At 57.9% G+C, this 23,108-nt stretch carries 21 protein-coding genes and 1 tRNA gene; 8 read left to right on the forward strand and 14 right to left on the reverse strand.

The genetic code is table 11. The features are described 5' to 3' along the window. Window positions 1–4: 4 nt before the first annotated feature. The 5 genes from BAR1_RS08605 to BAR1_RS08625 are packed head-to-tail and all read left to right on the forward strand — an operon-like array spanning window position 5 to window position 5,645. Window positions 5–673 (forward strand): 4Fe-4S dicluster domain-containing protein, encoded by a 669-nt coding sequence (locus BAR1_RS08605; protein ID WP_118942643.1) that lies wholly within the window; start codon window positions 5–7, stop codon window positions 671–673. Further along, on the forward strand, window positions 666–1,400 hold the full coding sequence (locus BAR1_RS08610; protein ID WP_118942644.1) for a TorD/DmsD family molecular chaperone: 735 nt from the start codon (window positions 666–668) through the stop codon (window positions 1,398–1,400). Before BAR1_RS08605 ends, BAR1_RS08610 begins: the two co-directional genes overlap by 8 nt. A 3-nt stretch (window positions 1,401–1,403) precedes the next feature. Continuing rightward, window positions 1,404–2,414 (forward strand): 4Fe-4S binding protein, encoded by a 1,011-nt coding sequence (locus BAR1_RS08615; protein WP_118942645.1) that lies wholly within the window; start codon window positions 1,404–1,406, stop codon window positions 2,412–2,414. Beyond that, window positions 2,411–4,309, forward strand: a complete 1,899-nt coding sequence (locus tag BAR1_RS08620; protein WP_118942646.1) for a sensor histidine kinase — start codon at window positions 2,411–2,413, stop codon at window positions 4,307–4,309. The genes BAR1_RS08615 and BAR1_RS08620 overlap by 4 nt, the downstream gene beginning before the upstream one ends. Continuing rightward, entirely contained in the window at window positions 4,296–5,645 is a 1,350-nt protein-coding gene (locus tag BAR1_RS08625; protein WP_162891718.1) for a sigma-54-dependent transcriptional regulator, read from the forward strand. The genes BAR1_RS08620 and BAR1_RS08625 overlap by 14 nt, the downstream gene beginning before the upstream one ends. 47 nt (window positions 5,646–5,692) lie before the next feature. Here the strand turns inward: BAR1_RS08625 and trpB are convergent, their stop codons facing one another. From trpB to ypfJ, 11 genes are all read right to left on the reverse strand, one after another. Further along, window positions 5,693–6,895: a tryptophan synthase subunit beta gene (trpB, locus tag BAR1_RS08630; protein WP_118942648.1), complete on the reverse strand. Its 1,203-nt coding sequence runs from the start codon at window positions 6,893–6,895 to the stop codon at window positions 5,693–5,695. A 136-nt stretch (window positions 6,896–7,031) separates the two neighbouring features. Beyond that, window positions 7,032–10,448, reverse strand: a complete 3,417-nt coding sequence (locus tag BAR1_RS18355; protein ID WP_118942649.1) for a Hint domain-containing protein — start codon at window positions 10,446–10,448, stop codon at window positions 7,032–7,034. 709 nt (window positions 10,449–11,157) lie between these two features. Further along, on the reverse strand, window positions 11,158–12,159 hold the full coding sequence (locus BAR1_RS08640; RefSeq protein WP_118942650.1) for an ATP-binding cassette domain-containing protein: 1,002 nt from the start codon (window positions 12,157–12,159) through the stop codon (window positions 11,158–11,160). Continuing rightward, the gene (gene modB / locus BAR1_RS08645; protein WP_118942651.1) at window positions 12,156–12,836 is read right to left on the reverse strand and encodes a molybdate ABC transporter permease subunit; all 681 of its coding nucleotides are present in this window, start codon (window positions 12,834–12,836) and stop codon (window positions 12,156–12,158) included. Before modB ends, BAR1_RS08640 begins: the two co-directional genes overlap by 4 nt. Further along, window positions 12,833–13,582, reverse strand: coding sequence for a molybdate ABC transporter substrate-binding protein (gene modA, locus BAR1_RS08650; RefSeq protein ID WP_162891719.1), 750 nt, complete (start codon window positions 13,580–13,582; stop codon window positions 12,833–12,835). The genes modB and modA overlap by 4 nt, the downstream gene beginning before the upstream one ends. A 152-nt stretch (window positions 13,583–13,734) precedes the next feature. After that, window positions 13,735–13,820 (reverse strand) — tRNA-Leu (locus BAR1_RS08655). 91 nt (window positions 13,821–13,911) lie between these two features. Beyond that, complete coding sequence (locus tag BAR1_RS08660; RefSeq protein WP_118942653.1) at window positions 13,912–15,264, reverse strand: TRAP transporter large permease; 1,353 nt, start codon at window positions 15,262–15,264, stop codon at window positions 13,912–13,914. Continuing rightward, complete coding sequence (locus BAR1_RS08665; protein WP_118942654.1) at window positions 15,261–15,845, reverse strand: TRAP transporter small permease; 585 nt, start codon at window positions 15,843–15,845, stop codon at window positions 15,261–15,263. Before BAR1_RS08665 ends, BAR1_RS08660 begins: the two co-directional genes overlap by 4 nt. Window positions 15,846–15,869: 24 nt before the next feature. Beyond that, window positions 15,870–17,123, reverse strand: coding sequence for a flavin-dependent oxidoreductase (locus BAR1_RS08670; protein ID WP_118942655.1), 1,254 nt, complete (start codon window positions 17,121–17,123; stop codon window positions 15,870–15,872). Window positions 17,124–17,193: 70 nt separating this feature from the next. Beyond that, window positions 17,194–18,231, reverse strand: a complete 1,038-nt coding sequence (locus BAR1_RS08675) for a TRAP transporter substrate-binding protein (protein WP_118942656.1) — start codon at window positions 18,229–18,231, stop codon at window positions 17,194–17,196. A gap of 146 nt (window positions 18,232–18,377) precedes the next feature. Further along, window positions 18,378–19,235: a KPN_02809 family neutral zinc metallopeptidase gene (ypfJ, locus tag BAR1_RS08680; RefSeq protein ID WP_118942657.1), complete on the reverse strand. Its 858-nt coding sequence runs from the start codon at window positions 19,233–19,235 to the stop codon at window positions 18,378–18,380. Between the two features lie 119 nt (window positions 19,236–19,354). On the opposite strand from ypfJ, the gene BAR1_RS08685 reads away from it, so the two are divergent. Further along, window positions 19,355–19,933: a YqaA family protein gene (locus tag BAR1_RS08685; protein WP_118942658.1), complete on the forward strand. Its 579-nt coding sequence runs from the start codon at window positions 19,355–19,357 to the stop codon at window positions 19,931–19,933. Then, a complete protein-coding gene (locus tag BAR1_RS08690) occupies window positions 19,930–20,388 on the forward strand; it encodes a disulfide bond formation protein B (protein ID WP_118942659.1) in 459 nt (152 codons plus the stop codon). Before BAR1_RS08685 ends, BAR1_RS08690 begins: the two co-directional genes overlap by 4 nt. Before the next feature lie 92 nt (window positions 20,389–20,480). On the opposite strand, the gene BAR1_RS08695 is transcribed toward BAR1_RS08690, so the two are convergent. From BAR1_RS08695 to BAR1_RS08705, 3 genes are read right to left on the reverse strand one after another with little or no spacing between them, the layout of a single operon-like run. Continuing rightward, window positions 20,481–21,158, reverse strand: a complete 678-nt coding sequence (locus tag BAR1_RS08695; RefSeq protein WP_118942660.1) for an RES family NAD+ phosphorylase — start codon at window positions 21,156–21,158, stop codon at window positions 20,481–20,483. Further along, window positions 21,155–21,592, reverse strand: coding sequence for an MbcA/ParS/Xre antitoxin family protein (locus BAR1_RS08700; RefSeq protein ID WP_118942661.1), 438 nt, complete (start codon window positions 21,590–21,592; stop codon window positions 21,155–21,157). Before BAR1_RS08700 ends, BAR1_RS08695 begins: the two co-directional genes overlap by 4 nt. Before the next feature lie 49 nt (window positions 21,593–21,641). Next, the gene (locus BAR1_RS08705) at window positions 21,642–22,070 is read right to left on the reverse strand and encodes an Lrp/AsnC family transcriptional regulator (protein WP_118944404.1); all 429 of its coding nucleotides are present in this window, start codon (window positions 22,068–22,070) and stop codon (window positions 21,642–21,644) included. Window positions 22,071–22,191: 121 nt separating this feature from the next. On the opposite strand from BAR1_RS08705, the gene rocF reads away from it, so the two are divergent. Further along, on the forward strand, window positions 22,192–23,106 hold the full coding sequence (gene rocF, locus BAR1_RS08710) for an arginase (RefSeq protein ID WP_118942662.1): 915 nt from the start codon (window positions 22,192–22,194) through the stop codon (window positions 23,104–23,106). Window positions 23,107–23,108: the final 2 nt, after the last annotated feature.

Genomic DNA, 23,108 nt, shown 5'->3' on the forward strand with positions numbered 1-23,108 from the left:
CAAAATGGCAAATACTGTCGACAAAGAACGGATCAAGGCAAACGCGGCGCGGATCAAACGCGAAGGCTATACGCCCGTAGTGCCGGATATGCAGATGGGATTCATCCACAACAACGTGGATTGCATCGGCTGTCGGGCCTGTGAAATCGCCTGCAAGGACAAGAACGGGCTTGATGCCGGTCCACGGTTCCGCCGGGTGCAATATATCGAAGGCGGGGTGTTTCCGAATGTGTTCGCCTTCAAGGTCAATATGTCCTGCAACCATTGCGCCGAACCGGCCTGCCTGCCCGCCTGCCCCACCGGCGCAATCTGGAAACGCAAGGATAACGGCATCGTCGATATCGACAGCACCCTGTGCATCGGTTGTCGCAAATGCGAAGCCGCCTGTCCCTTTGGCGCGCCGCAGTTTGACCCCGCCGAAAACGTGGTCAAGAAGTGCAACATGTGCATTGACGAACAGGAAGCAGGGCGCAAACCATACTGCGTCGCGGCCTGTATGATGCGGGTGCTGGATGTTGGCCCGATTGACCAGATCGACGCGGGCGGGTTTGAAACCACCGTTGTCGGGCCGAATGACCAGCTGGTGCGGCAGGTCAAAAGCATGGCCGACCCGGATTTGACCAACCCGTCAATCCGGTTCGTTCCCCACTCGAAAGGGATCGTGGATGAATAAGGATCTGTCGATACTGGAGCCGGCGCGCTACGGGCTGTCCCTGTTGATCCGGCTGCACGACCGCGAGGCGGATGCGGATTTTCTGCACGGTCTGCGTGAAAATGATGCGGCAGGGTTCTTCGCTGAAATCCTGCCGGATGATGCAGCCAAAGCGGATGTTGCCGCCTTTGATGCCGCCATCACCGCCCTGCCCGATCCGGTGGATACGGGCACGCTGGATGAACTGGCGGCGGAATATGCCGATGTCTATCTGACCCATTCCTACCGGATTGCGCCCACCGGGTCTGTCTGGCTGACCGAGGAAAAGCTGGAGCGGCAAGAACCCATGTTCGCGGTGCGCGAATGGTATGACCATTACGACGTGACAGTGCCAGATTGGCGGCTGCGCTCGGATGATCACATCGTGCATGAATTGCAGTTCATCGAACTTCTGCTGGGGTTAGGGTCCGAAACCGCCGCCCGGGACGCCGCGCGGTTTATGGACAAACACGTTATGGTCTGGGTGCCCGATTTCTGCACCCTGATGGCCCAACGCTGTGAACAGCCCCTGCTGATTGCAGGCGCAAGGCTGACAGTCCGGTATCTGGACGCCTTGCGCAACCTGCTTGAGGATCTGACAGGCGAAGCCCGCTGGACCCCCTCCGAGGAAGAAAAGATCGCGCCCTACAGCCTGTCCGAACTGAACGAGGACATCGCCTATGTGCCAGGTGTCTCCGAGAGCTGGTGAGGCATGAACCGGACCGATAGCACCCGAATTCACATCGACGGGGCCGCCTGCGTGCGGTCCCGATTGCTTTTGGCCGGTTGCGATGCCTGCCAGCGGATTTGCCCTGTCGATGCGATTGATCTGGGCGCGCGGCGGCCCAAAGTCGACACCCTGTCCTGCACCGGTTGCGGCGCCTGCGTTGCGGTTTGCATGGAGGGTGTGTTTTCCCAGCCAGCCCCGCTGCCCAAGCCACAGGGCGACACAATGCTGGTGCAATGCCGTTGCCATTCACAGGCCAAAAATATCCCCGCAACAAACTGTATTCACAGCATCGGCCTGAACGATCTGGCGCGCATGTGGCTGGATGGCGTGCGGCACTTGCTGGTTGCAACGGGTGGCTGTCCAACTTGCGAGGCAGCGCCGATGGTCTGGATCGAAACCGCCGTGGCCGATTTCAACCAACTGGCCGACAGCCGCGCCCTGCCCGGTATTGAAATGGCCATCGCCAGCAAACGCGACATGGCCCGGTGGCATCAAGCCCTTGATGCGCCCGATCCGTCCCGCCGCGCCTTCCTGCGCCGCTTTGTTGCCCCGCCCGCCAATGAAACCCCTGATCCCGAAGATACCCCGCTGCACAAATTCCTGATACAGGGCCACGCCCCCGACCCCGCCAAAACGCTTTACCCGTTTAGCCCGCATATCGACGCCACCCGCTGCACCGGCTGCGATGATTGCGTCAATATCTGCCCGCATGATGCCTTGACCCTGATCAAGGCACAAAACGGCAAATCCCTGTATCATTGCGCACCGGAGCGTTGCACAGGATGCCAGCTGTGCAGCGACATTTGTGATGTTCAGGCAGTCGGGGTGCAGGGTATGGGACACAGAGGCGCGGATATACTTCTGACGCGGTTCCATTGCCGTGCCTGCGGCGTTGAAACCCATTCCACCAGCGCACAGGCCCCCGAAAACGGGCTGTGCCGGATTTGCCAGCACACGGACCATCACAAAAAACTGTTCGTGGTGCTGGATTGAACCTGCCCGCCCCCATATTGCGGCTGCATCATTGGATCGGCGCCAGCCTGCAGCGCAAACTGGTAATGGCGATCGGTATCCTGCTGGTGCTGGTTTCGGCCCTGTTCCTGCTGGTGGTCAGCGCCTTTTACAAGGAGCGGCTGGTCACCGAACACGCGCGGGCCTCGATGCAGATCAATCATGTGATGCAGGCCGCTTTGGAAAACGCGATGCTGAAGCGCGACATTCCGGGGCTAAAGGCGATCCTTCAGGATATGGGCAAACAACCGGCCATCGCGCGGGTGATGATCCTGAACCCCGAATTCGAGGTGCGCTTTTCCTCGGACCCGACGCGGCTGAACCTGCGGCTGGACGAGGACATCATCAAACAGGCGCTGGACAGCCAGTCGCAACAATCGCTGTTCCTGCAATCGGAACAGTTCGGCGAGGTTCTGCGCAGCATCAATCCGGTGCAAAACCAGACAGCTTGCAGCACCTGCCACGGGGAATTGTCGGAACACCCCGTCAACGGCCTGCTGGTGGTCGATTACAAGGCGCAATCCATCCGCCACGAGGCCACGGCCTCGGCGCTGAAACTGGCAGCACTTGGTCTGCTGGTGATTGCGGTGGTCTGTCTGGGTATCTGGTTCGCGCTGGTGCGGCTGGTCATCACCCCGCTGGGCGAGGTCGAAAAAGCCACCAAAGCCCTGTCCCAAGGGCAGTTCGATAGGCAAGTGCCGGTGCGGGGCAATGACGAAATTGCCCGTCTGGGCAGCAGTTTCAACCGTATGTCGGACCAGTTGCGCCAATCCCTGCAACAATTGCGCCAGTCCGAACATTTCCTGCAAGCGCTGATTGACGCCATCCCCGACGGCATCCGCGTGATTGATCCCGACTTCCGCATTCTAAAAGCCAACGCCGCCTATTGCGCACAGGTGGGGCAGCCGATGGATCAGGTGGTCGGCAACATGTGCTATGCCTCGAGCCACGGGCGCGACACGCAATGCCCCTATACGATGGTGCGCTGCCCCGTGGTGGAACTGTGCCAGCAAAACGGCGACCAGATGACGGCGCAGGACAAACATATCGGGGTTGATGGCAATGAACTCTATGTCGAGGTGTCCTCGGCCCGTGTAGATATGATGATCGACGGCAAAACCGTGCCCTGCGTGGTGGAATCGATCCGCAATCTGGACGAACAGGCCAAAATTTCACAACAGCAACGCTTGTCGGAAATCGGCCTGCTCGCCGCCGGTGTGGCCCATGAAATCTATAATCCGCTGTCCTCGATCGATCTGGGCCTGACCGCGCTGCAATCCGATCTGGAGGCCAACGAGGCCGCCAAAACACTGGAATATTTCGAAACAATTCGCACGGAAATCCAGAACTGCATCAAAATCACGGACAGTCTGTTGCTGCTCAGCGCCCCTGCCGGCAACGTGCAAAACCTGATTACGCTGGACGAGGTGGTGCCCGAAACCCTGTCCCTACTGCATTACGAGGCAGAACAGACCGGCGTGACCATCACCCATGACATCCCCGAGCGCAGTCGTATTCTGGGATCGGACAGCGACATTCGCATGTTGGTGATCAATCTGGCAATGAATGCGATTCACGCGATGCCCGAGGGAGGCAACCTGCATGTTACAACCCGTCGCGAGGATGGCAACATCGTGCTGACCGTCAGCGATCAGGGTGTCGGCATTGCCCCGCAGGACCTGAGCAGTATTTTCATGCCGTTCTGGTCACGCCGCGCCGATGCCAGCACGGGGCGCGGGCTGGGCCTGTCTATTGTGCGCGCCATTCTGGATCGCAACAACGCCAAAATCGAGGTAGAAAGCACATTGGGGAAGGGCAGCACATTCTATGTCCGTTTCCCCGATGCAGATCATGAGGTGCAGGATGGAAACGCATAAACCACATCACCGGATTTTGCTGATCGAGGATGACAAAACCCTGAACCGGCTGATGCTGGATCAGGTGCAGCGGCTGGGATATGACGCCCGCAGTGCCACATCGCGCGAGGAAACGCTTGAGGTGCTGCGCGGTTTTTCCCCCGATCTGGCCATTCTGGACATCCGCCTGCCCGACACCGACGGCATGACATTTCTGCCCGAATTGCGCGAATACTGCGCGGTGATGATCCTGACCGCCTATGGCTCGATCGATCAGGCGGTAAATGCGGTCAAGGCCGGGGCGACCGAATTTCTGGTCAAACCGGTATCGCCGCAAAATCTGGAACTGACGCTGGCGCGGTTCTTTGAAACCGTGGCGCTGAAGCGTGATCTGGCGTTCTGGCAGGCGCAGGCCCAAAGCGCGACACAGGTCGATCTGGTCGGGGAAAGTGCCCAAATGGCCGAGGTGCGGCGGCTGGTGTCTATTTTTGCCGCTGCCGACACGCCGGTGCTGATTTGTGGCGAAAGCGGCGTTGGCAAGGGGGCCGTCGCGGCATCCTTGCATGCCCAGAGCACGCGGGCAAACGGGCGGTTTATCACCGTTGATTGTGACGACACACTGAATGAGGCCGATCTGTTCGGGCAGGATAGCGGCAACAAGGAACGCAGCGAAGGTTTGATTGCCGCCGCCGACAACGGCACCATTTTTCTGAATGATATCGACAAGTTATCCCCCGCAATGCAATCAAAACTGCTGCGCGTAATGGAGACGGGATCCTACCGCCCGCTGGGGGCCACAGCGGCCATGCCCTCAACCGCGCGCTTTGTGGCGGCCACCGGAGTCGATCTGGAGGAAATGGCCCTGATGAGCCATTTCAAAAGCGAATTGTTCTATTTGCTGTCCTCGCTGAAAATTCAGGTTTTACCGCTACGGGCCCGCAAATCCGATGTCATGCCGCTGGCTGAACATTTCCTGCAAGGGCGCAACTTCCACCGCGGGATCGACAAATCATTTGCCCAAGAAACGGTGGATGCCCTGACCGAATACGACTGGCCCGGAAACGTGCGCGAATTGCGCAATGCGATTGAACGCGGTGTGATCATGTCGGCGGGCGCGGATATCGTGTTGCCCGAACACATCGCGCTGCCCCGCCAATCCTCGGGCCTGCCGTCCAATGCCACTGAAAACGGCGTTTCCTTACGGTTTGACCATCAGCCCACGCTGGACGAAATCCGCGACACCTATTTGCGGCTGTTGCTGGACAAATTCGCCGGCAACCGCAAACAGGTGGCCGAGGCCCTGGGGGTGAGCGAGCGCAACACCTACCGGATGCTGAAAAAGCTGGACGGGAAATAGCAAACGGCGCCCGACAGACCGGACGCCGCTAATGTGTTCAGGAGAATTTATTCCCCGAAACCATAGGTTTCCGCGACAAAGTCAATGTCCTTGTCGCCGCGACCCGACAGGTTGATCAGGATGGATTTGCCCATGTGGTTTTTGGCTTCGCGCAGGGCAAAGGCCAGCGCGTGTGCGGATTCCAGTGCCGGAATGATCCCCTCATGCCGCGACAGGTCATAAAACGCCTGTAGCGATTCCTTGTCGTCAGCCACGGTGTAATTCACCCGTCCGGTTTTCTGCAAATGCGCGTGCTCCGGCCCGACACCGGGGTAATCCAGCCCCGAGGCCAGCGTGTTCACCGGCGCAGGTTCGCCCGCGTCATCGACCAGCATTTTGGTGCGGAAACCGTGGATATCGCCATCAACCCCATAGGTCAGCGTGGCGGCGTGATCGCCCAGTTTCGAGGATGTGCCGCCCGGCTCAACCCCGAACAATTCCACCCCTTCATCATCAAAGAAGCCGGAAAACAGCCCCATCGCGTTTGATCCGCCGCCCACACAGGCGGCCACAACATCGGGTAATTCCCCTGTCATTTCAATGAATTGCTCACGCGCCTCGATCCCCACAACCTTTTGAAAATCGCGCACCATCATCGGGAAGGGGTGCGGCCCTACGACCGAACCAATGCCAAACAGCGCCTTGTCGGCCTGCTCCATATAGCTGCCGAATGCGCTATCCACGGCCTCTTTCAGGGTTTTGGCGCCAAAGGTGACGGGAACCACAGTGGCCCCCAGCAGTTTCATGCGCACCACGTTGGGCGCTTCTTTGGCCATATCGACCTCGCCCATGTGGATTTCGCATTCCATGCCGAAATAGGCCGCAGCGGTGGCCAGCGCCACACCGTGTTGCCCGGCCCCGGTTTCAGCGATCAGTTTGGTTTTGCCCATGTATTTGGCCATCAGCCCTTCGGCCATACAATGGTTCAGCTTATGCGCGCCGGTGTGGTTCAGATCCTCGCGCTTGGCATAGATTTGCGCGCCACCGGCCATGTCGGACAGGTTTTTCAGATAGGAAATCGGTGTCGGACGGCCCTGGAAATGTTTGCGGATATAGCGCAAGTCATTCATGTATTCGGCAGATTTCGACAGTTTGTCATAGGCGGCCGCGATTTCCTCAAAATGAGGCACCAGCGGGGGCGGCAACATCGCGCCGCCATATTCGCCGAAAAAGCCTTCGCGGGTCGGGGTGGTTTTTAAATACGGTTTCATGACTATCCCTATTGCAGTTTGGTTCACCGTCAGGGTTCAACGTCCGGCAAAGCATTGCAATAAAAAAATCGGGAAATGGCACCCCATCCCCCGATCTTTTGTCATTCAGGCCTGTTGCCCCAGTCAGGGCCGCTATCTAGCGCACCAAAAGCCGTGCTTCATGGGCTTTCAGGGTTTTGCGCGCGGATTGATAGGAATTGATCCCGTCCTGTGTCGCCAATTCGGGGAACAGTTCCATGATCTCGTTACGCTGCGCATTGCCAACCGATTTCAGAGCCATATCACCTGGCTGGAAGCTTTCGGTCCAGGCCCCGTCCGACAAGACCACTTCGTGATTGTCGAACATAAAGTGCAGATAGGCGGTATGCATAACCTCTTTCTGGATGATATCGCGGTTGTTGACCAGATGCTTGGCCGCGGCCAAAACCTCGCGTTCCTCGAAGTATAGCGAGGTTTTGTCATTCGCCACCAGCATACGGTGGTTTGGCGAAACCAGCATATCGCGTTCCGGCAAATCGTTGCCCAAAGCCCCCTTCTTGATCAGAATCGGCATCAGATGCGGGTTGGTGGCAAGGTCTTGCCAATGCAGCTTCTTTTCGCCCACCCAGCGGATTTCCTGAATCCCGTTGTCACGGGTGATGATCTTGTCCCCGACGGCCAGATCCTGAACCAGACGTTCGCCTTTAGGGGTGGCAATCAGGGTTCCTGGTGTGAAACAGGGCACCACATTTTCGATATCGTGGAATTCCATTGTGCCGATGACATTGCCATCCGCATCGCGAAAATCGACATGGCCGTTTTCCGGGTTGCCCGCATCATGGAAGACACGGATGCTGCCGCCATCGGGGCGCGAACCGGTCAGGTCCAGCGTGTCATAGTCATCACCGCCTTCGCCGCCTTCAACCACATCACCGGCGGTGATGTTGGTAAAGGTGTCGCGGTCATCGCCACCGGACATGATATCGACACCCGAGCCGCCGGAAATACTGTCATTGCCGGTGCCACCGGAAATAACGTCATCCCCCTGCCCGCCAATCAGCGTATCATCACCCGACCCGCCACTGATGGTATCGTCGTCAATGCCGCCATCAATGTAATCATCACCCTCGTCACCGAACAATATATCATCATCATCGGCACCATAGATGGTATCATTACCTTCGCCGCCATGGATAACATCCATACCGTTATCGGGCACCAGATCGGGGCCATAGGGACCAGAGCCGTCATCGGGAATATTGATTGCATCGGGGAATGACGGATCAAGGCCGCCATAAATGGTATCATCGCCGGCACCGCCATCAATGATGTCCGAGCCTTCGCCGCCAATGATCACATCGTCGCCGTCGCCCCCGTCGATGGTGTCGGCATCGATGCCGCCATCAATGATATCATCCCCTGTGCCGCCAAAAATAATATCGGCATCATCACCGGTGGTTATGGTGTCATTGCCGGCCCCGCCATAAACGACATCCTTGTCATCGTTTGGATCAGTGTCGGCCGGATACAGGCCCGGGTATCCCAGATCGGGCATAGCATCCACACCGGTGGAATTGGGGCCGGATGTATCAATGACATCATCACCGTCGCCGCCAAATACTACGTCGGATCCGGCACCGCCGGTGATGGTGTCATTACCACCGCCGCCATAGATCGTATCGTCCCCTTCCCCGCCATCCAGAACATCGTCACCACCATCGACCAGATAGTCGAATTCCTGATCACCAATGCTGCCAAAGCCGATACCCGAATTGATACCACGTGTACCAAGGGTGAATGTGATCGAGCTGGTCGTGCCATACACCGTCGAAATCTGGCTATCCAGATCGGAAGGATCCGTATTGTCTTCCGTGGCCGATGCAAGCAGGGTTGTGCCGTCATAGCTCACATCCAGAGAACTGTCCGAAGGCACGCCGACATTGACCAGTGACGGATCGTTGATTGTCAGGGTTTCGGTCCCGTGGTTCGTATCCAGATCATGGAACACAAGGGCCGGATTCAATTCTACCGGCTCACCCGTCAAGTGGTCGTAAAATTCAACCCGGAAGGTGGCTGTTTCACCTTCCATATCCGCGTCATTGGTTCCGTTCAGCATGATTTCATAATCATTACTTGATGCCAGATCGACGGTCAGGTCGTCGTTGGATGTTTCCACCAGAACCAGGCGGGCATCGACGACGGTTCCGTCAGCCAGAACCGCAACATTTTCGTAAATCACACTGTCGCCGGCTTGTGCTGTATTCGGATCACTGGCGGTTTCGGACCCGGCCGCAACATTGTCAAAGCTGAGTGTGACAGGATCAACACCACCCCCATCAACGCCGCCGGGAACCGGACCGTCGCCATAGATTATGTCATCGCCTTTGCCACCGGAAACAACATCATCACCAGCGCCGCCATAGGCGGTATCATCGCCCGTGCCGCCATTAATGTCGTCGTTACCTGTGCCGCCATAGATAACATCATCGCCGCCGCCGCCCTTGATGGTATCGGCACCGTCATTCCCGAAGACCACATCATTGCCCGAGCCGCCGCCCATTGTGTCATCGCCGTCGTTGCCATACAGGGTATCGTCCCCGCTGCCGCCATAAACCGAGTCATTTCCGGCACCGCCAGAGGCAACATCGTCGCCAGCGTCACCTTTGACGATGTCGTCCCCGTCACCGCCATACAGCAGATCGTCGTCATTCATGCCTTCCAGCAGATCGTCACCCGCGCCGCCATAGATGGTGTCCTCACCATCCTGACCGCACAGTTGATCATCGCCGTCTTCGCCGTGCAATGTATCGTCGCCGTCACCACCCATGACCAGATCGTTGCCCTCGCCGGCAAAAACCGTGTCATTGCCCGCACCGGCCAGGATCGTGTCGTCATTGTCGCCAGCATCGGGCAGGTAATCGCCATTCGGATCATCCAGAACAGCATCATGGTTATCCACGCGGTCGCCGTCCGGATCACCGGTATAGGCCACATCGATCAGATCATCGCCTGCGGTGCCTTGAACAATCCCGTCCGGGGTCACAACCGGAACCGCATCAAATGTCATTTCCGTGATACCGACAACACCGCTGCTGTCGGCAGATTCACCGTTGTCCATAATAATTTCAATGCTGACAACCGGTCCCGGGATGGTCACAGTCACCGAGTCAACAGCCCCCGACCCTTCCACACCGGGGCTTTCGTTATCCCCCGCGTTGACCGTATTGCCGTCAACTGTGTGGTGCCACGCCAGATCGGAATAGTTAACCGGCACGATGTTGCCGTCCGCATCTTTGGCGATAATGGTGACCTTGTCATCCCAACCGCCGCCCTGATCAACATCCAGCAATTCAAAGCTGACATTTTCGACTGGCGCATCGAATGTAACAAATGTCGAAATCTCGTTTTCAACGCCGGATCCGTACAGGATCCCGCCGTTCATTGTCCAACTGTCGCTATCGTCATTGCAGGGTGTGGACACAGTGACAGAAATATCGTCCGAACCCGATGCAGATGTAATAGTTGTCGATCCGTCAGAACCCGTATCGTTCCAATCAAGAAGATAATCAGCCATAGCAATATTCCCCACAAACTAAACGGAAACCTGATCCTTCCACCAAATCCCCGTTCGAGCATCAGCCAGAATGCAAATAGCACCCCGACACTCAGACACACATCAAATGCAAAGGAAAATCCGGACCAATGGAACCTTTACATTCACTCATCATTTCCCGGCACTATTTCCGCTTGGGCAGTCATCGTAAAACAGCAGATATTTTACGTCCCCAATGCATCAATAGTTCAGGTCTACTAGTCTTATACCTTGAAATGATGGGGGAAAACCAAAAAACGGCAGGAATGAGGCAGATTCTGAGCGTAGCGCCCAAATTTAAATGGCCCTTTTAAAAGGCAGGCACAACCGCGAGGAGTCCCGTCTTTTTGATTGTATAAATTACAGCAACAAATAAATAATAATGCCCAATCAGAAGTGCACTGTGAAAATCATTAAATTGGCCTATCAATTGCCTATACGTTAAGACAGGTTATCTAGTATTCTGAATATGAATCCCCGACCCGGATTGTATACATCTACGAACCAATCCAATTGCAGACAACAATCGTAAGGCGAGTAAGCCAAATTCACAAATCGAACATGAATTGTTTCCATTTTAGCGTGTATTTTATACGATTCCTTCAGACTTCGTAATACTTGGAAACAGTTTATATGAGAAATCCCGCGAATCGTTCCGTTAGGTAAGCTCCCACAACAGGCCAGTAACAGGTCAAATAATGCATATTTCGTTTATGCTCACCCATAGGTGCATTCCAACAGCCAGATCAACCAAATCACATTTGGTTTTCTGTTTCGTCACAACGATGCGCCACCCGTCCCCCTGAAGGACCAGACGACATGTATTGTCTGCGGCGGGAATGATTTCCATCAGCGTAGCCGGCAGACACACAGCCGCCGTACTACCCCCCGGATTACCGACACTCAGCATCACACCGGCCTCGTTGAAACGAAGCACCCCGCTTTGATCCGTCCTGTCGGTTACCGTCAGGCGGGTTTCCTGCTTTGAAATATATAGAACAGGGCCATGATCCGTTTGCCGTACTTCATAAGGCAAGGATGTCTCGCATGCGACCGGCGGCTGCAGCTGCCCGTCCACAATCTGCATGATCTGCCCCGCCATCATCGAGGTTTCGCGTCGCTCGTGGCTGACATAGATCGCCGGACAGCCCGACGCCTGCACCGCCCGCGCGATATAGGGCAGGATTTCGTTGCGCCGTGCCCGGTCCAGACCCGTCATGGGTTCGTCCATCAACAACAGCTGCGGGTCCATCGCCAAGGCCCGCCCGATCGCCACGCGCTGTTTTTCGCCGCCCGACAGTGCCCCGACACGCCGCGTCAGCATATCCGACAGCTCCAGCGCCGCAATCACCCGTTCCAGCACTTCGGGTGCGGCCCCTGCCCGTTTGTGGCCATAAGCAAGGTTCTGGCCCACATCCAGATGCTTGAACAGCCGCGCGTCCTGAAACACATAACCGATCCGCCGCGCCTGTGGCGGCAGGAACACCCCGTCGCCCTGCCAGACCACATCACCAAAGCGGATCATCCCCTTGGCACTTGGCTCCAGCCCCGCGATGCTGCGCAGCAGGGTGGTTTTGCCGCTGCCGCTGGCCCCTTCCAGCGCGGTGATCCCGGTTAACGGGATGTCGCCCTTGGCAGTCAGCGCGTAATCCCCCAGCGTCAGCGTAATATCCAGATGCAACCGGTCGCTCATTCCGCCCCCCGCCGTTTGCTGCGGTCCTTGCCATTCATCAGATAGACAAAGATCAGCACCAGAAAGGAAAACACCAGCAATCCTGCGGACAACAGATGCGCGGTGACATAATCCAGCGTCTCAACCGCGTTGAACACCTCGATCGAAATCACCCGCGTTTTGCCGGGGATGTTGCCCCCCACCATAAGCACCACGCCGAATTCCCCCAATGTATGCGCGAAACTCAGCACCATCGCCGTCAGGAACCCGCGCCGCGACAACGGGATCACCACGCTTCGAAACGCGTCCCAAGGTCCCGCACCCAATGTGGTCGCGGCCTCGAGCACCCCTTTGCCGACGGACTGGAACGCCGTTTGCAGCGGTTGCACCGCGAAAGGCAGCGAATAGATCACCGAGGCAATCAGCAATCCGGCAAAGGAAAACGCCAATGTGTCGCCAGTCAACCGCAGCCACAGCGCCCCAAGCGCCATGTCCGGACTCATCAGCACCAGCAGGTAGAACCCCAGCACGGTGGGCGGCAGCACCAGTGGCAGGGCCACCAGCGCCTCGATCAGCGGGCGTAACGGATTGCGGGTGCGGGTCAGCCACCAGGCCAGCGGTGTGGCGATCAGCAGCAGGATCAGCATGGTCAGGCTGGCCAGTTGCACCGACAGCCAGATAGCGGGCCAGATGTTCATTCCGACACCCCGTAGCCCGATTTCACCAGCACCGCGCGGGCGGCGTCACCGGACAGGTAGTCGTAAAATTCGCGCGCCGCATCATTGCCTTTGGCATGGATCAACAGCCCCGCCCCCTGCACGATCGGCGCATAGGTATCGGGCGGAATGTCCAGCCATTCGCCGCCAACCGCCATCGCCTGAGACAGGGCGACAAAGCCGAGTTCCGCGTTTCCCGTTTTCACAAAGCCGAAGGTCTGGCCGATATTGGCGCCAATCACCGCCTTTTGCATGACCAGAACGTCCAGTTCCAGCGTTTCCAACACTTGGCTTGCCGCCAGCCCGTAAGGTGCGGTTTCAGGATCAGCCATTGCAAAATGGCGCAGATCGTCACGCAACAGGCTGGCCTGAATACCATCGGCCAGAACCCCCTTGTCGCGGGCATAAAGAACCAGCGAGCCAAGGGCATAGGGTTTGCCCTCCCCCTCCAGCAACTTGCCTGCCTTGGCCAGCATTGTGACCCGCGCCGTATCGGCCGACAGGAACACGTCATAAGGCGCGCCTTTGCTGATCTGGGCAAACAGGGTCCCCGTGGATCCGTTGACAATACGCAGAGTATGGCCGCTTTCCTGCCGGAACTGCGCCCCTATTTCCTGCATCGCCGGCAGGAAATTCGACGCCACGGCCACCGTTACTTCGCCAGCCAGAACCGCCCCCGAAAACAGCCCCGCAAAAAGGGCCAGAATACCGGTTTTCAAAAGGCGCACGAAACAAACCATAGCCCCTAACAACCCGTTATAGCGCCCTTTTGCAAGCCTATATCACCGCAGGAACACTCTGTCGCAGGCTGGCAATTTCGGCACAATATCAGGCGCATCGCGACAATAACGGTTACGCCACGAACAGGTTTTCAGGATAGTGGTGCCCGAGGCGAGACTTGAACTCGCACGATATTGCTATCGGGGGATTTTGAATCCCCTGCGTCTACCATTCCGCCACTCGGGCCACTAAGGCCGTTTCCTAGCGCCAGCAAGCGCCCGCGTCTACAGGAAAATGCACCTGTGCGGCAATTCTTTGAACCGCCGCGCCAAACCCGTCAGAACATCACCCCGACCAGCCACAATGTGATCCCCGGGAACATCACCAGCACCACCACCCGCAGCAGATCGGACAGCACAAAGGGGAACACCCCCTGATAGGTTTTGGACATCGGAATGTCCTTGGCCATGGAATTGATAATGAACAGGTTCATCCCCACCGGAGGTGTGATCAAGCCCACCTCGACCACAATCAGGGCAAGGATGCCGAACCAGATGGCAGTGTCTTCGGCGCTCATGCCGAAATCCAGCACTTCGATGATCGGGATGAAAATCGGGATGGTCAGCAGGATCATCGACAGGCTGTCCATGATGCAGCCAAACACCAGATAGAACAGCAGCATAATTGTCAGCACCAGATAGGGGCCGTAGCCCTGCGCCAAAATCCATTCGGCCAGTTGTTGTGGCGCCTGTGTGGTGGCAAGGAAGGAATTGAACACCTGCGCGCCCAGAATGATCAGAAAGATCATCGCGCTGGCGTTGGCTGCCCCCAGCACGGAATCCAGAAACCCGCGCCAGTTCAACCCACCCGTCATCACCCCGTAAAGGCCCGTAGCCACAGCGCCCACTGCCGCCCCTTCGGTCGGGGAAAACAGCGCCTGAATGCCGGGTTGCGACCAGTTCCAGTCACCGGCGATCCCGCCGATCACAAGGCCGAAAATCACCACCACCGGCCAGACCTTTACAAGGGTTCTGAAGCGCTTTTTGTAGGGCACACGCGGGGCGGTACCGGCCGCATCCGGGCGCACGCGAACGTAAATCGCCACGGTCAGCATATAGCCAAATGCCGCCAGAATTCCCGGCACCATCGCCGCCATAAACAGCTTGACGATGTTTTGTTCCGCCAACATTGCGTAAATCACCAAAATGACCGAGGGCGGGATCAGGATACCCAAAGTGCCCCCCGCCGCCAGAACGCCGGTCGACAGCGCATCGGAATAGCCGCGTTTGCGCATTTCCGGCAAGGCCACCTGCCCCATTGTGCTGGCCGTGGCCAGGGATGATCCACAGACCGCGCCAAACCCTGCGCAACCGCCAACCGCCGCCATGGCAATGCCGCCCTTGCGGTGACCCAGCCAGTCGGAGGCGGCCTCGAACAGCGCCGAGGACATGCCGGATTTGGTGGCAAACTGCCCCATCAGCAAAAACAGCGGCACGATCGACAGCGAGTAGCTGGAGAATGTGTCATAGGCCAGTGTTTTCAGCAGCCCCAGCGTGGGCGTGGCTTTACCCAGAAAGACCCACTGCCCAAAAAATCCCGCCATGCCCATGGCAATCGCGATCGGTACGCGCACGAAAATGGCCAGCAGCATCAGCACAAAGGCGATGATGGCAATCTCAAGTCCGGTCATGGCTGATACTCCCGCCCCTCTAAAGTCCAGTTCAGGCTGCGCCAGACGGTGAACATGCTGACCACAAAGAACAGCACCGCGCCTATAAAGGCAAAGCTGTAAGGGATCCAGATCGGCACGCTCAATTCATATGTAGTTTCCGCAAAGAACGGCTTGTAACCCATTGAAAAGAAGTTTCTTACCGCCTCGGACCCATAGGGTATCTTTTCCCCCAGACCCAGCCAGAACCGCCACAGGATTACGCCGGCGACCAGAGCGATCAACGCATCGCCCATGAACCCCAGAAAGGATTGCACCCGCTGCGACAGGCGCAGGGTAAAGATATCGACCACCACATGTGCGCGTTTGTATTGGGCAAAGGGCATAAAGGCGAATATCGCAATCGCGCTGCCCATTTCGACGATCTCGTAATCGCCCTTGATCGGGCCAAGCCCTGCAAACAAAAAGAACCGCCCGATGATCGAGGCCACCGTCACCAGCGCGATGGCCGCCAGCACAACCCCGCCCGCATAGGCGAAAGTACGCGTTATCCGTTCCAGCCATCTGCCCACCCGCAGTTCGGCCGATTTTGCCAATAGCATTGTCGTTTTCCCGTTTCCTGTTCCCTAAACCGCGATAATCGCGGGGCGTTTGTTCAATTCCTCGATCGTCATACCCGTGACAGCCTTATAGCGGTCGGCAAAGGCCTGACGTTCGGCAAGCGGCATGACGGTTTCGATATCGTCAAACCCGTTTGGCGCGCGGTCGGCCACGATGTCCAGAATCCTGTCCGGCCCGTCGCCGCGATTGGCCAGCACCACCGCATTCACCGCCTCGCGGCGGATGTCGTCATAGGATTGCAAGGCGCCCTGCCCCACACCGTGATCGCGCAATTCGCGGGCCAGAACGCGGGCGTCGATGATGCCCTGCGATGCCCCGTTCGATCCGATCGGATACATCGCATGCGCCGCATCGCCCAACAAGGTAACGGGGCCGAAACTCCATTGTGGCAACGGGTTGCGGTCCACCATCGGGAATTCCCAGATGCCGTCGGCATCGGCGATGATTTTCGGGATGTCGATCCAGTCGAATTTCCAGCCCTCGAACCTGTGCGCGAAATCGGCGCGGTTGCCCGCACGGTTCCAGTCCTGCGACAGCCAGTCGTAATCGGCGGGCAATTCCAGATCGGCGATCCAGTTGATCAGGCTGCCGCCATCCTCGGTATCACCAATCGGGTAGCAGACAAATTTGCAGGCCTTGTTACCCACCATCGCCATGCTGCGGCCGGTCAGGAATTTCGGCCCGCGCGTCACCCCGCGCCACATCATCGTGCCGCCCCAGACGGCGGGGCCTTCATCGGGGTAGAACCCCGCGCGCAGCAGTGAATTGATCCCGTCCGCCGCAATCAGCACATCGCCCGTAACGGTGCCGGTCACCATATCCGTTTTGCGGTTGGTCAGGGTCACTTCGACTCCGCCATCCACTTCGCGCCAGCCCGTTACGGCCGCGCCCATGGTCAGCACCTCCGGCCCTGCCCGCTCCATCAGCGCCTCCAGCAATGCCATTTGCAAACCACCGCGATGGATCGAGTATTGCGGCCATGTGTTGCCCGCATAAGTGCCGCGCGGCTCGCGCCAGATTTCCTGACCCTGGGCGGTGAAATAGCCCACCTCGCGGGTGCGCAAGCCCACCTTGTCCAGCGCATCCTCAAGCCCCAGTTCGAACAATTCGCGCGTGGCCAGCGATTGCAGGTTGATGCCGACACCCAGCGGGCGGATATCCTCGACCGCCTCGTAGATATGAAACGGGATGCCCACCTGATGCAGGCTCAGCCCCAGTGTCAGACCGGCAATACCGGCCCCTGCGATCAAAACGGTCATTCTGTTCCCCTGATAAGAAAGAAGGCCAGACCTGTTGCTGTCCGGCCTTCCTGTTTGTCGACTGCGTGCTTTACTCTTCCGAGTATTTCGCAACCAGCGCCTGTGCATCGGCAACCATTGCCGCCCCGTCCAGACCTTTGGAGGTCACTTCGGCAATCCAGTCCGCTGCCAGCTTGTCGCCAATGGCGCGCAACTCGGCCACAACACCATCGTCCAGTGTGACGATCTTGTTGCCGCGTTCCCGCACAACCTTTTCACCCAGATCATCGCCATCATCCATGGCTTTGCCGGCCCAACCGGATGTTTCCATACCCGAATTGTTGTCAATAATCGCCTTCAGATCATCAGGCAGCGCGTCATAGGCATCCTTGTTCATCGCCCAGATGAAATAGGTGTTGTACAGCGCACGGTCGCCGCCGATCTGCGTGTGGCTATCGGCCAGTTCATGCACCTTCAGCGGCGGAACGATTTCCCACGGGATCACACCGCCATCAACGATGCCTTTGGACAATGCCTCGGGGAAGGCCGGAACCGGCATACCGACGGGGGTTGCGCCCACGGCTTCCAGCAGTTTGTTGGCCTGACGCGAGGGTCCGCGCAGTTTCAAACCGTTGAAATCGGCAATCGTGCTGATCGGTTCGCCCTTTTTGTGGATCACGCCGGGGCCGTGCACATGCACCGCAATCAGGTGAACATCCTTGAACCGCTCGCCCATGTATTTCGCGGTATAGTCCCACGCGGCCTTGCTTGACGATTCAGCCGACATCGAGGTCATGAACGGCAGCTCAAAGGCCTCGGCTTCGGGGAAACGGCCCGGTGTATAGGCCGGAATGGCCCAGCCACCGTCAATCACCCCGTCGCGGATCTGGTCATAAAGTGCGGGCGGTTTGCCCCCCAGTTGCATGGCCGGATAAATTTCGATTTTCAGGCGGCCGCCGGATTCCTCAAGAATTTTATCAGCCCATGGCTGCATAAAGAATTTCGGCACCGAGCCTTTGGGCGAAATAAAGTGTTGAAAGCGCAAGGTCACTTCTTGCGACATGGCAGCCCCGGCCGATATCCCAAGGGCCATAACCCCGATCATTGCGGATTTAAGTGTGAATTTCATTGGTATCCTCCCTGTTCACGATTCGCATCCTAGCACATTGGCGCAGGAGTTTTGATTCGTTGCAACTGCAATGATCCAGATCAAATGCGCCATGGCAAGTATAATCGACCACGCAGTCGGTTTTGCAATGGAATTCTTTACTTCTGCTAGAGATTATCCGTCCCGAAGGTATCACAGGTTGCCAGATCACCACTTTCAAATCCGGTGCGGAACCAACGTTGGCGTTGTTCCGAGGTGCCATGGGTAAAGGTATGTGGCATCACCCGCCGGCCGGCATTGCGTTGCAATGTATCGTCGCCAATCTGCTTGGCGGCATTCATCGCCTCGGCGATGTCGCCCCGCTCGATTGAACCGAACCGTTCCTTGGCGTGCCGCGCCCAGATACCGGAATAGCAATCGGCCTGAAGTTCGATCCGAACCGAAATCGCATTGCTTTTCTCGGTGCTGACCTGTCTGCGAATTTGGTTTGCCTTGCTTAGAATACCCAATTCATCCTGCACATGGTGTGCCACCTCGTGTGCCACCACATAGGCCGCGGCAAAATCCCCCTTGGCGCCCATCTGGCGGGCAAGGGTCGAAAAGAACGCGGTATCCAGAAACACCTTTTTGTCGCCGGGGCAATAGAACGGGCCAGTAGCGCCATTGGCACCGCCACAGGCCGACTGTGTCGCCCCCTTGAACAAAACCAGAGTGACCGGCTTGTAAGGCTTGCCAACCTGTTCACGAAAAATCGAGTCCCAGATTTCTTCGGTATCGGCAAGGGTGACAGAGACAAACTGCCCCGCCCGCTTGTCGGCTTCGGTCAACTCGCCACCCGCCCCTGTCTGGATCTGCCCGCCCGAGATGGTGGGGTTGTTCAACAAGCTGCTGACATCGACCCCCATGAACGCCCCGATCAACACAATGACCAGCGCCCCGATCCCGCCAACCCCGGCGGTTTTGCCCACCGACATCCTGCGACGATCCTCGATATTTCGGCTTCCCCGACGTCCCTGCCACTTCATAACACTCTCCACATACAGTTCCCTGCCAGAATAACGGATGATTTACGCCTCGCAATAGCAGATATACTTGACCTCGCGGCCCTGTCATGGTGGATGGAATAAAAACGGGCACAAGAATAATGATCAGGCGACTTTACAACTGGACTTTGGCGCTGGCTGACAGCCCCTATGCGCTGTGGGCGCTGGCGTTCGTGGCGTTTTTGGAAAGTTCAGTCTTTCCGATTCCGCCCGATATTATCATGATCCCGATGATCCTTGCCCGCCCCAGCCGCGCCTTTCTGATTGCAGCTGTGGCACTGGTGGCTTCGGTGACCGGCGCGTTGCTGGGCTATTATATCGGTGCCAGCCTGTTTGACGTGGTTGGTAAACCGATGCTGGAATTCTATGGCAAAACGGACGCGGCCGAACAGTTCAACCAGCGTTTTCAGGACTGGGGCGCTTGGGCGGTGCTGATCGCCGGTGTAACACCGTTCCCGTTCAAGGTGATCACCATCATGTCGGGCTGGACGGGGCTGAACCTGGGGGTTTTCATCGTCTCGTCCATCATCGCGCGGGGTTTGCGGTTCTTTATCGTCGCGGCCCTTTTGTGGAAATTCGGCGCACCAATTCGTGACTTTATTGAACGGCGGTTAGGACTTATGTTCACCCTATTCGTCGTTCTGCTTTTGGGCGGCTTTTATCTGGTGAAATACATATGACACGCAATAATCTGATTATCCTGGCCGCTGGCGGCTCTTTGGCCCTGTTACTCGGGGCCTTTGCCTTTCAATATCTCGGCGGCATGGCGCCTTGCAAACTGTGCATCTGGCAACGCTGGCCGCACGGGGTGGCTGTTGCAGCCGGCCTGCTGGCGCTGATGATGCGTGGAAAGTTCTGGCCACTGGTCGGGATGCTGGGCGCGGCCACAACGGGGGCGATCGGTATCTACCACACCGGGGTTGAACGCCGCTGGTGGGAAGGCCCGACATCCTGCACCTCGTCCGGCACATCGGGCATGTCGGCTGACGATCTGCTGGAACAGATCATGGCCGCCCCCCTGATCCGTTGTGACGAAGTGCCATGGGAATTGTTCACCCTGTCGATGGCCACATGGAACGCGATTATTTCCTTTGGACTGGCCGCAATCTGGCTGATGGCTTGGAAACGTAGCTAGACTCAAGCCGTTATTATCACTCAATAATCCCCTTGTGTCCGGTTGGCTAAACAGAACCACTAAACCGGTTTAATGGTTCCATTGGCCAAACATTATTCCTGCGAGATCACCGGCACCGGCGCCCCGTCCCAGGTGAACCGGTATGTCGGCCCTTTACGCACATTCCCGACCATCGCAGGGCGGAAACAAGCGATGCAATCGCCCTTTGTGCGCACCGACGGGTACAGCACCCCCGCCGCCCCTTCTGCCAGCAGATGTTCCGCCAGCGTTTGCGAGGCCACATAGCTGTCCGCGCTCAAACAATCGGCAAAATCACCCTGCCCGCGAATGTCGAGAAAATCCCCGCCGAAATCGGCCAGATAATCGTCATAGGTCACGCTTTGCTGCCACCAGTCCACCTCGGCCAGTTCCAGCGCCTTGTGGAACGCCACCTCGGCTTGCGAGACCTCGATTTCAAACCCCGCATACCACGCCCCGCGATCCGGTCCGTTGAACCGCGCACCCGTCGGGGCGGCATGGCAAAAGGCGGCGTTCACCATCCGGTAATGCGGCACCCCGAACACCAGTTCGTCAATGCCGATGCCGGGCAACAGGTTGTTTTCCGCCTGCAAACGCTCGTTGGTTGCGTGGTCCAGATCGAAAATATCGGCCAGATGCGCGTCATCATCGGCAATCCGCGCCAGCACGCTGTCGCCGCCCTCGCTGTATTTCGAGGGCACCAGATGGTGCGTGTCCAATTGGCGGATTGTCGTAACCGGCGGCAGTTTCACCGCCCGCCCCGCCGCGCATCCAGCAGCCGGCGCACGGTTTGAAATGCGGGCAGGCCACCGCGCAGCATGTAATCAAGCGGCGCTTTGCCTGCGAAAATCCGGTTGCTGTTGGGCAGCGTGATCCACCTGTCGGCAAGATCCTGATCATAAAGGATATTCAGCGCCTTAAAGATGCCTACCAGATAGGAAATCCGCCTGATCCGGTCCTCGTCCAGCCGTTTGCCACCGCCCTTTTTCAGCGTGTAGAACGCCCCGTTCGACATGCCCCCCAGCAAGGACATCGCCTGCGTGTCACTGATTTTCCAAGCGTCCATGATGTTGAAAAACGCCCGCACCGCGCCATCCGACAGCCGTTCGCGCATGTCGCGATCGGTCAGGTCAATCAGCGGGGCGTCCGTGTATTTGGGTTGCGGGGCGACAAGGGTCAGTGCCATTTGCGTTACTCCTGTTATGAAGCATATATAACTCCATATCCGGATTATTTCAACCCTTCCCCTCGCGCGTCGATAACAACAGATTGGTTTCGCTGCGCATCACCCCATCAATCCGGCGGATATCGAACAACACTTTGTCCAGTTCTTCCAGCGTGTCCGTGCCGATTTCGGCGATCAGATCCCATTTGCCATTGGTCGAATGCACCGCCTGCACCGCCGCGATTCCCAGCAGGCGGTGCATGATCTTCTCCGCCCCGCGCCCCTCGATCGCCAGCATCATCATGCCGCGCACGGGGGCATGGGCGATGTCGCTTTTCAGGCGCAAGGTGAACCCCAGAATTTCGCCCCGCTCAATCAGGCGTTCGATCCGGCTGCGCACGGTGGTGCGCGACAGGCCCAGTTCCACCGCCAGACTGGACAGCGGCGCCCGGGAATCGCGGCGCAGGGCGGCAATCAGCTTTTGATCGGTATTGTCCATATCGGAACCTATAGCATACAAATTGATCATTCCCCATCCGATATAGCCATTTTGCCCCCTGTGAACCAGCCCATTTATCAAATTACACATAGGGGAACAGCGACAGAGCAGGTTTTACAACATGCGAAATATCACCCTGATCGGGGCGCCCGTGGACAGCGGCAAGCGCCGCCGCGGCTGCCTGATGGGACCGGATGCCATGCGCACCGCCGGTCTGGAACAGGCCATCACCGGCCTTGGCCACAGCATCACCGACATTGGCAATCTGGCCCCTGCCCGCGTGGACATTCCCGAGGATGACAATATCCACGCCTTGGCCGAAACCGTGGGCTGGACCCAGACCCTGATGCAGGCCGCGCAGAACGCGATGACCGACAGCCTGCCGATATTCCTTGGCGGCGATCATGCGCTTTCGCTGGGATCGGTGGCCGGTGTCGCCGCCCATGCCGCACAGGTCGATCGCCCGCTGTTTGTGCTGTGGCTGGACGCCCACAGCGATTTTCACACGCCAAAAACCACCGCCAGCGGCAATCTGCACGGCACGCCGCTGGGCTATGTCACCGGCCTGCCCGGTTTTGATGCCTTCCCGCCGCTGCCAGCCATTGTGCCGATGAACAACATCTGCCTGATTGGCCTTCGCTCGGTCGATCCGGCGGAACAGGCGGCGCTGGTGGAAAACAACATCCGCAGCGTCGACATGCGCGCCATTGACGAAGGCGGCATCAAACGCCCGCTCGAGGCATTCCTTGACGATGTTTCCCGCGCCAACGGGTTGCTGCATGTATCCCTGGACGTTGATTTCCTTGACCCCGCCATCGCGCCGGCCGTCGGCACCACCGTTCCGGGCGGCGCCACTTTCCGCGAGGCCCATCTGGTGATGGAGATGCTGCACGACAGCGGGTTGGTGACATCGCTGGATCTGGTCGAGCTGAACCCCTTTCTGGACGATCGCGGCCAGACCGCAAAACTGATGGTGGACCTGACCGCATCCTTGCTTGGCCGCCGCGTCTTTGACCGCCCCACACGGAGTTACTGAAT

Source organism: Profundibacter amoris (assembly GCF_003544895.1).
Taxonomy (GTDB): domain Bacteria; phylum Pseudomonadota; class Alphaproteobacteria; order Rhodobacterales; family Rhodobacteraceae; genus Profundibacter; species Profundibacter amoris.

Coding starts and splice junctions, on each gene's coding strand:
- BAR1_RS08605 (WP_118942643.1), top strand. CDS start 5: ATGGCAAATACTGTCGACAAAGAACGGATCAAGGCAAACGCGGCGCGG.
- BAR1_RS08610 (WP_118942644.1), top strand. CDS start 666: ATGAATAAGGATCTGTCGATACTGGAGCCGGCGCGCTACGGGCTGTCC.
- BAR1_RS08615 (WP_118942645.1), top strand. CDS start 1,404: ATGAACCGGACCGATAGCACCCGAATTCACATCGACGGGGCCGCCTGC.
- BAR1_RS08625 (WP_162891718.1), top strand. CDS start 4,296: ATGGAAACGCATAAACCACATCACCGGATTTTGCTGATCGAGGATGAC.
- trpB (WP_118942648.1), bottom strand. CDS start 6,895: ATGAAACCGTATTTAAAAACCACCCCGACCCGCGAAGGCTTTTTCGGC.
- BAR1_RS18355 (WP_118942649.1), bottom strand. CDS start 10,448: ATGGCTGATTATCTTCTTGATTGGAACGATACGGGTTCTGACGGATCG.
- BAR1_RS08640 (WP_118942650.1), bottom strand. CDS start 12,159: ATGAGCGACCGGTTGCATCTGGATATTACGCTGACGCTGGGGGATTAC.
- modB (WP_118942651.1), bottom strand. CDS start 12,836: ATGAACATCTGGCCCGCTATCTGGCTGTCGGTGCAACTGGCCAGCCTG.
- BAR1_RS08660 (WP_118942653.1), bottom strand. CDS start 15,264: ATGACCGGACTTGAGATTGCCATCATCGCCTTTGTGCTGATGCTGCTG.
- BAR1_RS08665 (WP_118942654.1), bottom strand. CDS start 15,845: ATGCTATTGGCAAAATCGGCCGAACTGCGGGTGGGCAGATGGCTGGAA.
- BAR1_RS08670 (WP_118942655.1), bottom strand. CDS start 17,123: ATGACCGTTTTGATCGCAGGGGCCGGTATTGCCGGTCTGACACTGGGG.
- BAR1_RS08675 (WP_118942656.1), bottom strand. CDS start 18,231: ATGAAATTCACACTTAAATCCGCAATGATCGGGGTTATGGCCCTTGGG.
- ypfJ (WP_118942657.1), bottom strand. CDS start 19,235: ATGAAGTGGCAGGGACGTCGGGGAAGCCGAAATATCGAGGATCGTCGC.
- BAR1_RS08685 (WP_118942658.1), top strand. CDS start 19,355: ATGATCAGGCGACTTTACAACTGGACTTTGGCGCTGGCTGACAGCCCC.
- BAR1_RS08690 (WP_118942659.1), top strand. CDS start 19,930: ATGACACGCAATAATCTGATTATCCTGGCCGCTGGCGGCTCTTTGGCC.
- BAR1_RS08700 (WP_118942661.1), bottom strand. CDS start 21,592: ATGGCACTGACCCTTGTCGCCCCGCAACCCAAATACACGGACGCCCCG.
- BAR1_RS08705 (WP_118944404.1), bottom strand. CDS start 22,070: ATGGACAATACCGATCAAAAGCTGATTGCCGCCCTGCGCCGCGATTCC.
- rocF (WP_118942662.1), top strand. CDS start 22,192: ATGCGAAATATCACCCTGATCGGGGCGCCCGTGGACAGCGGCAAGCGC.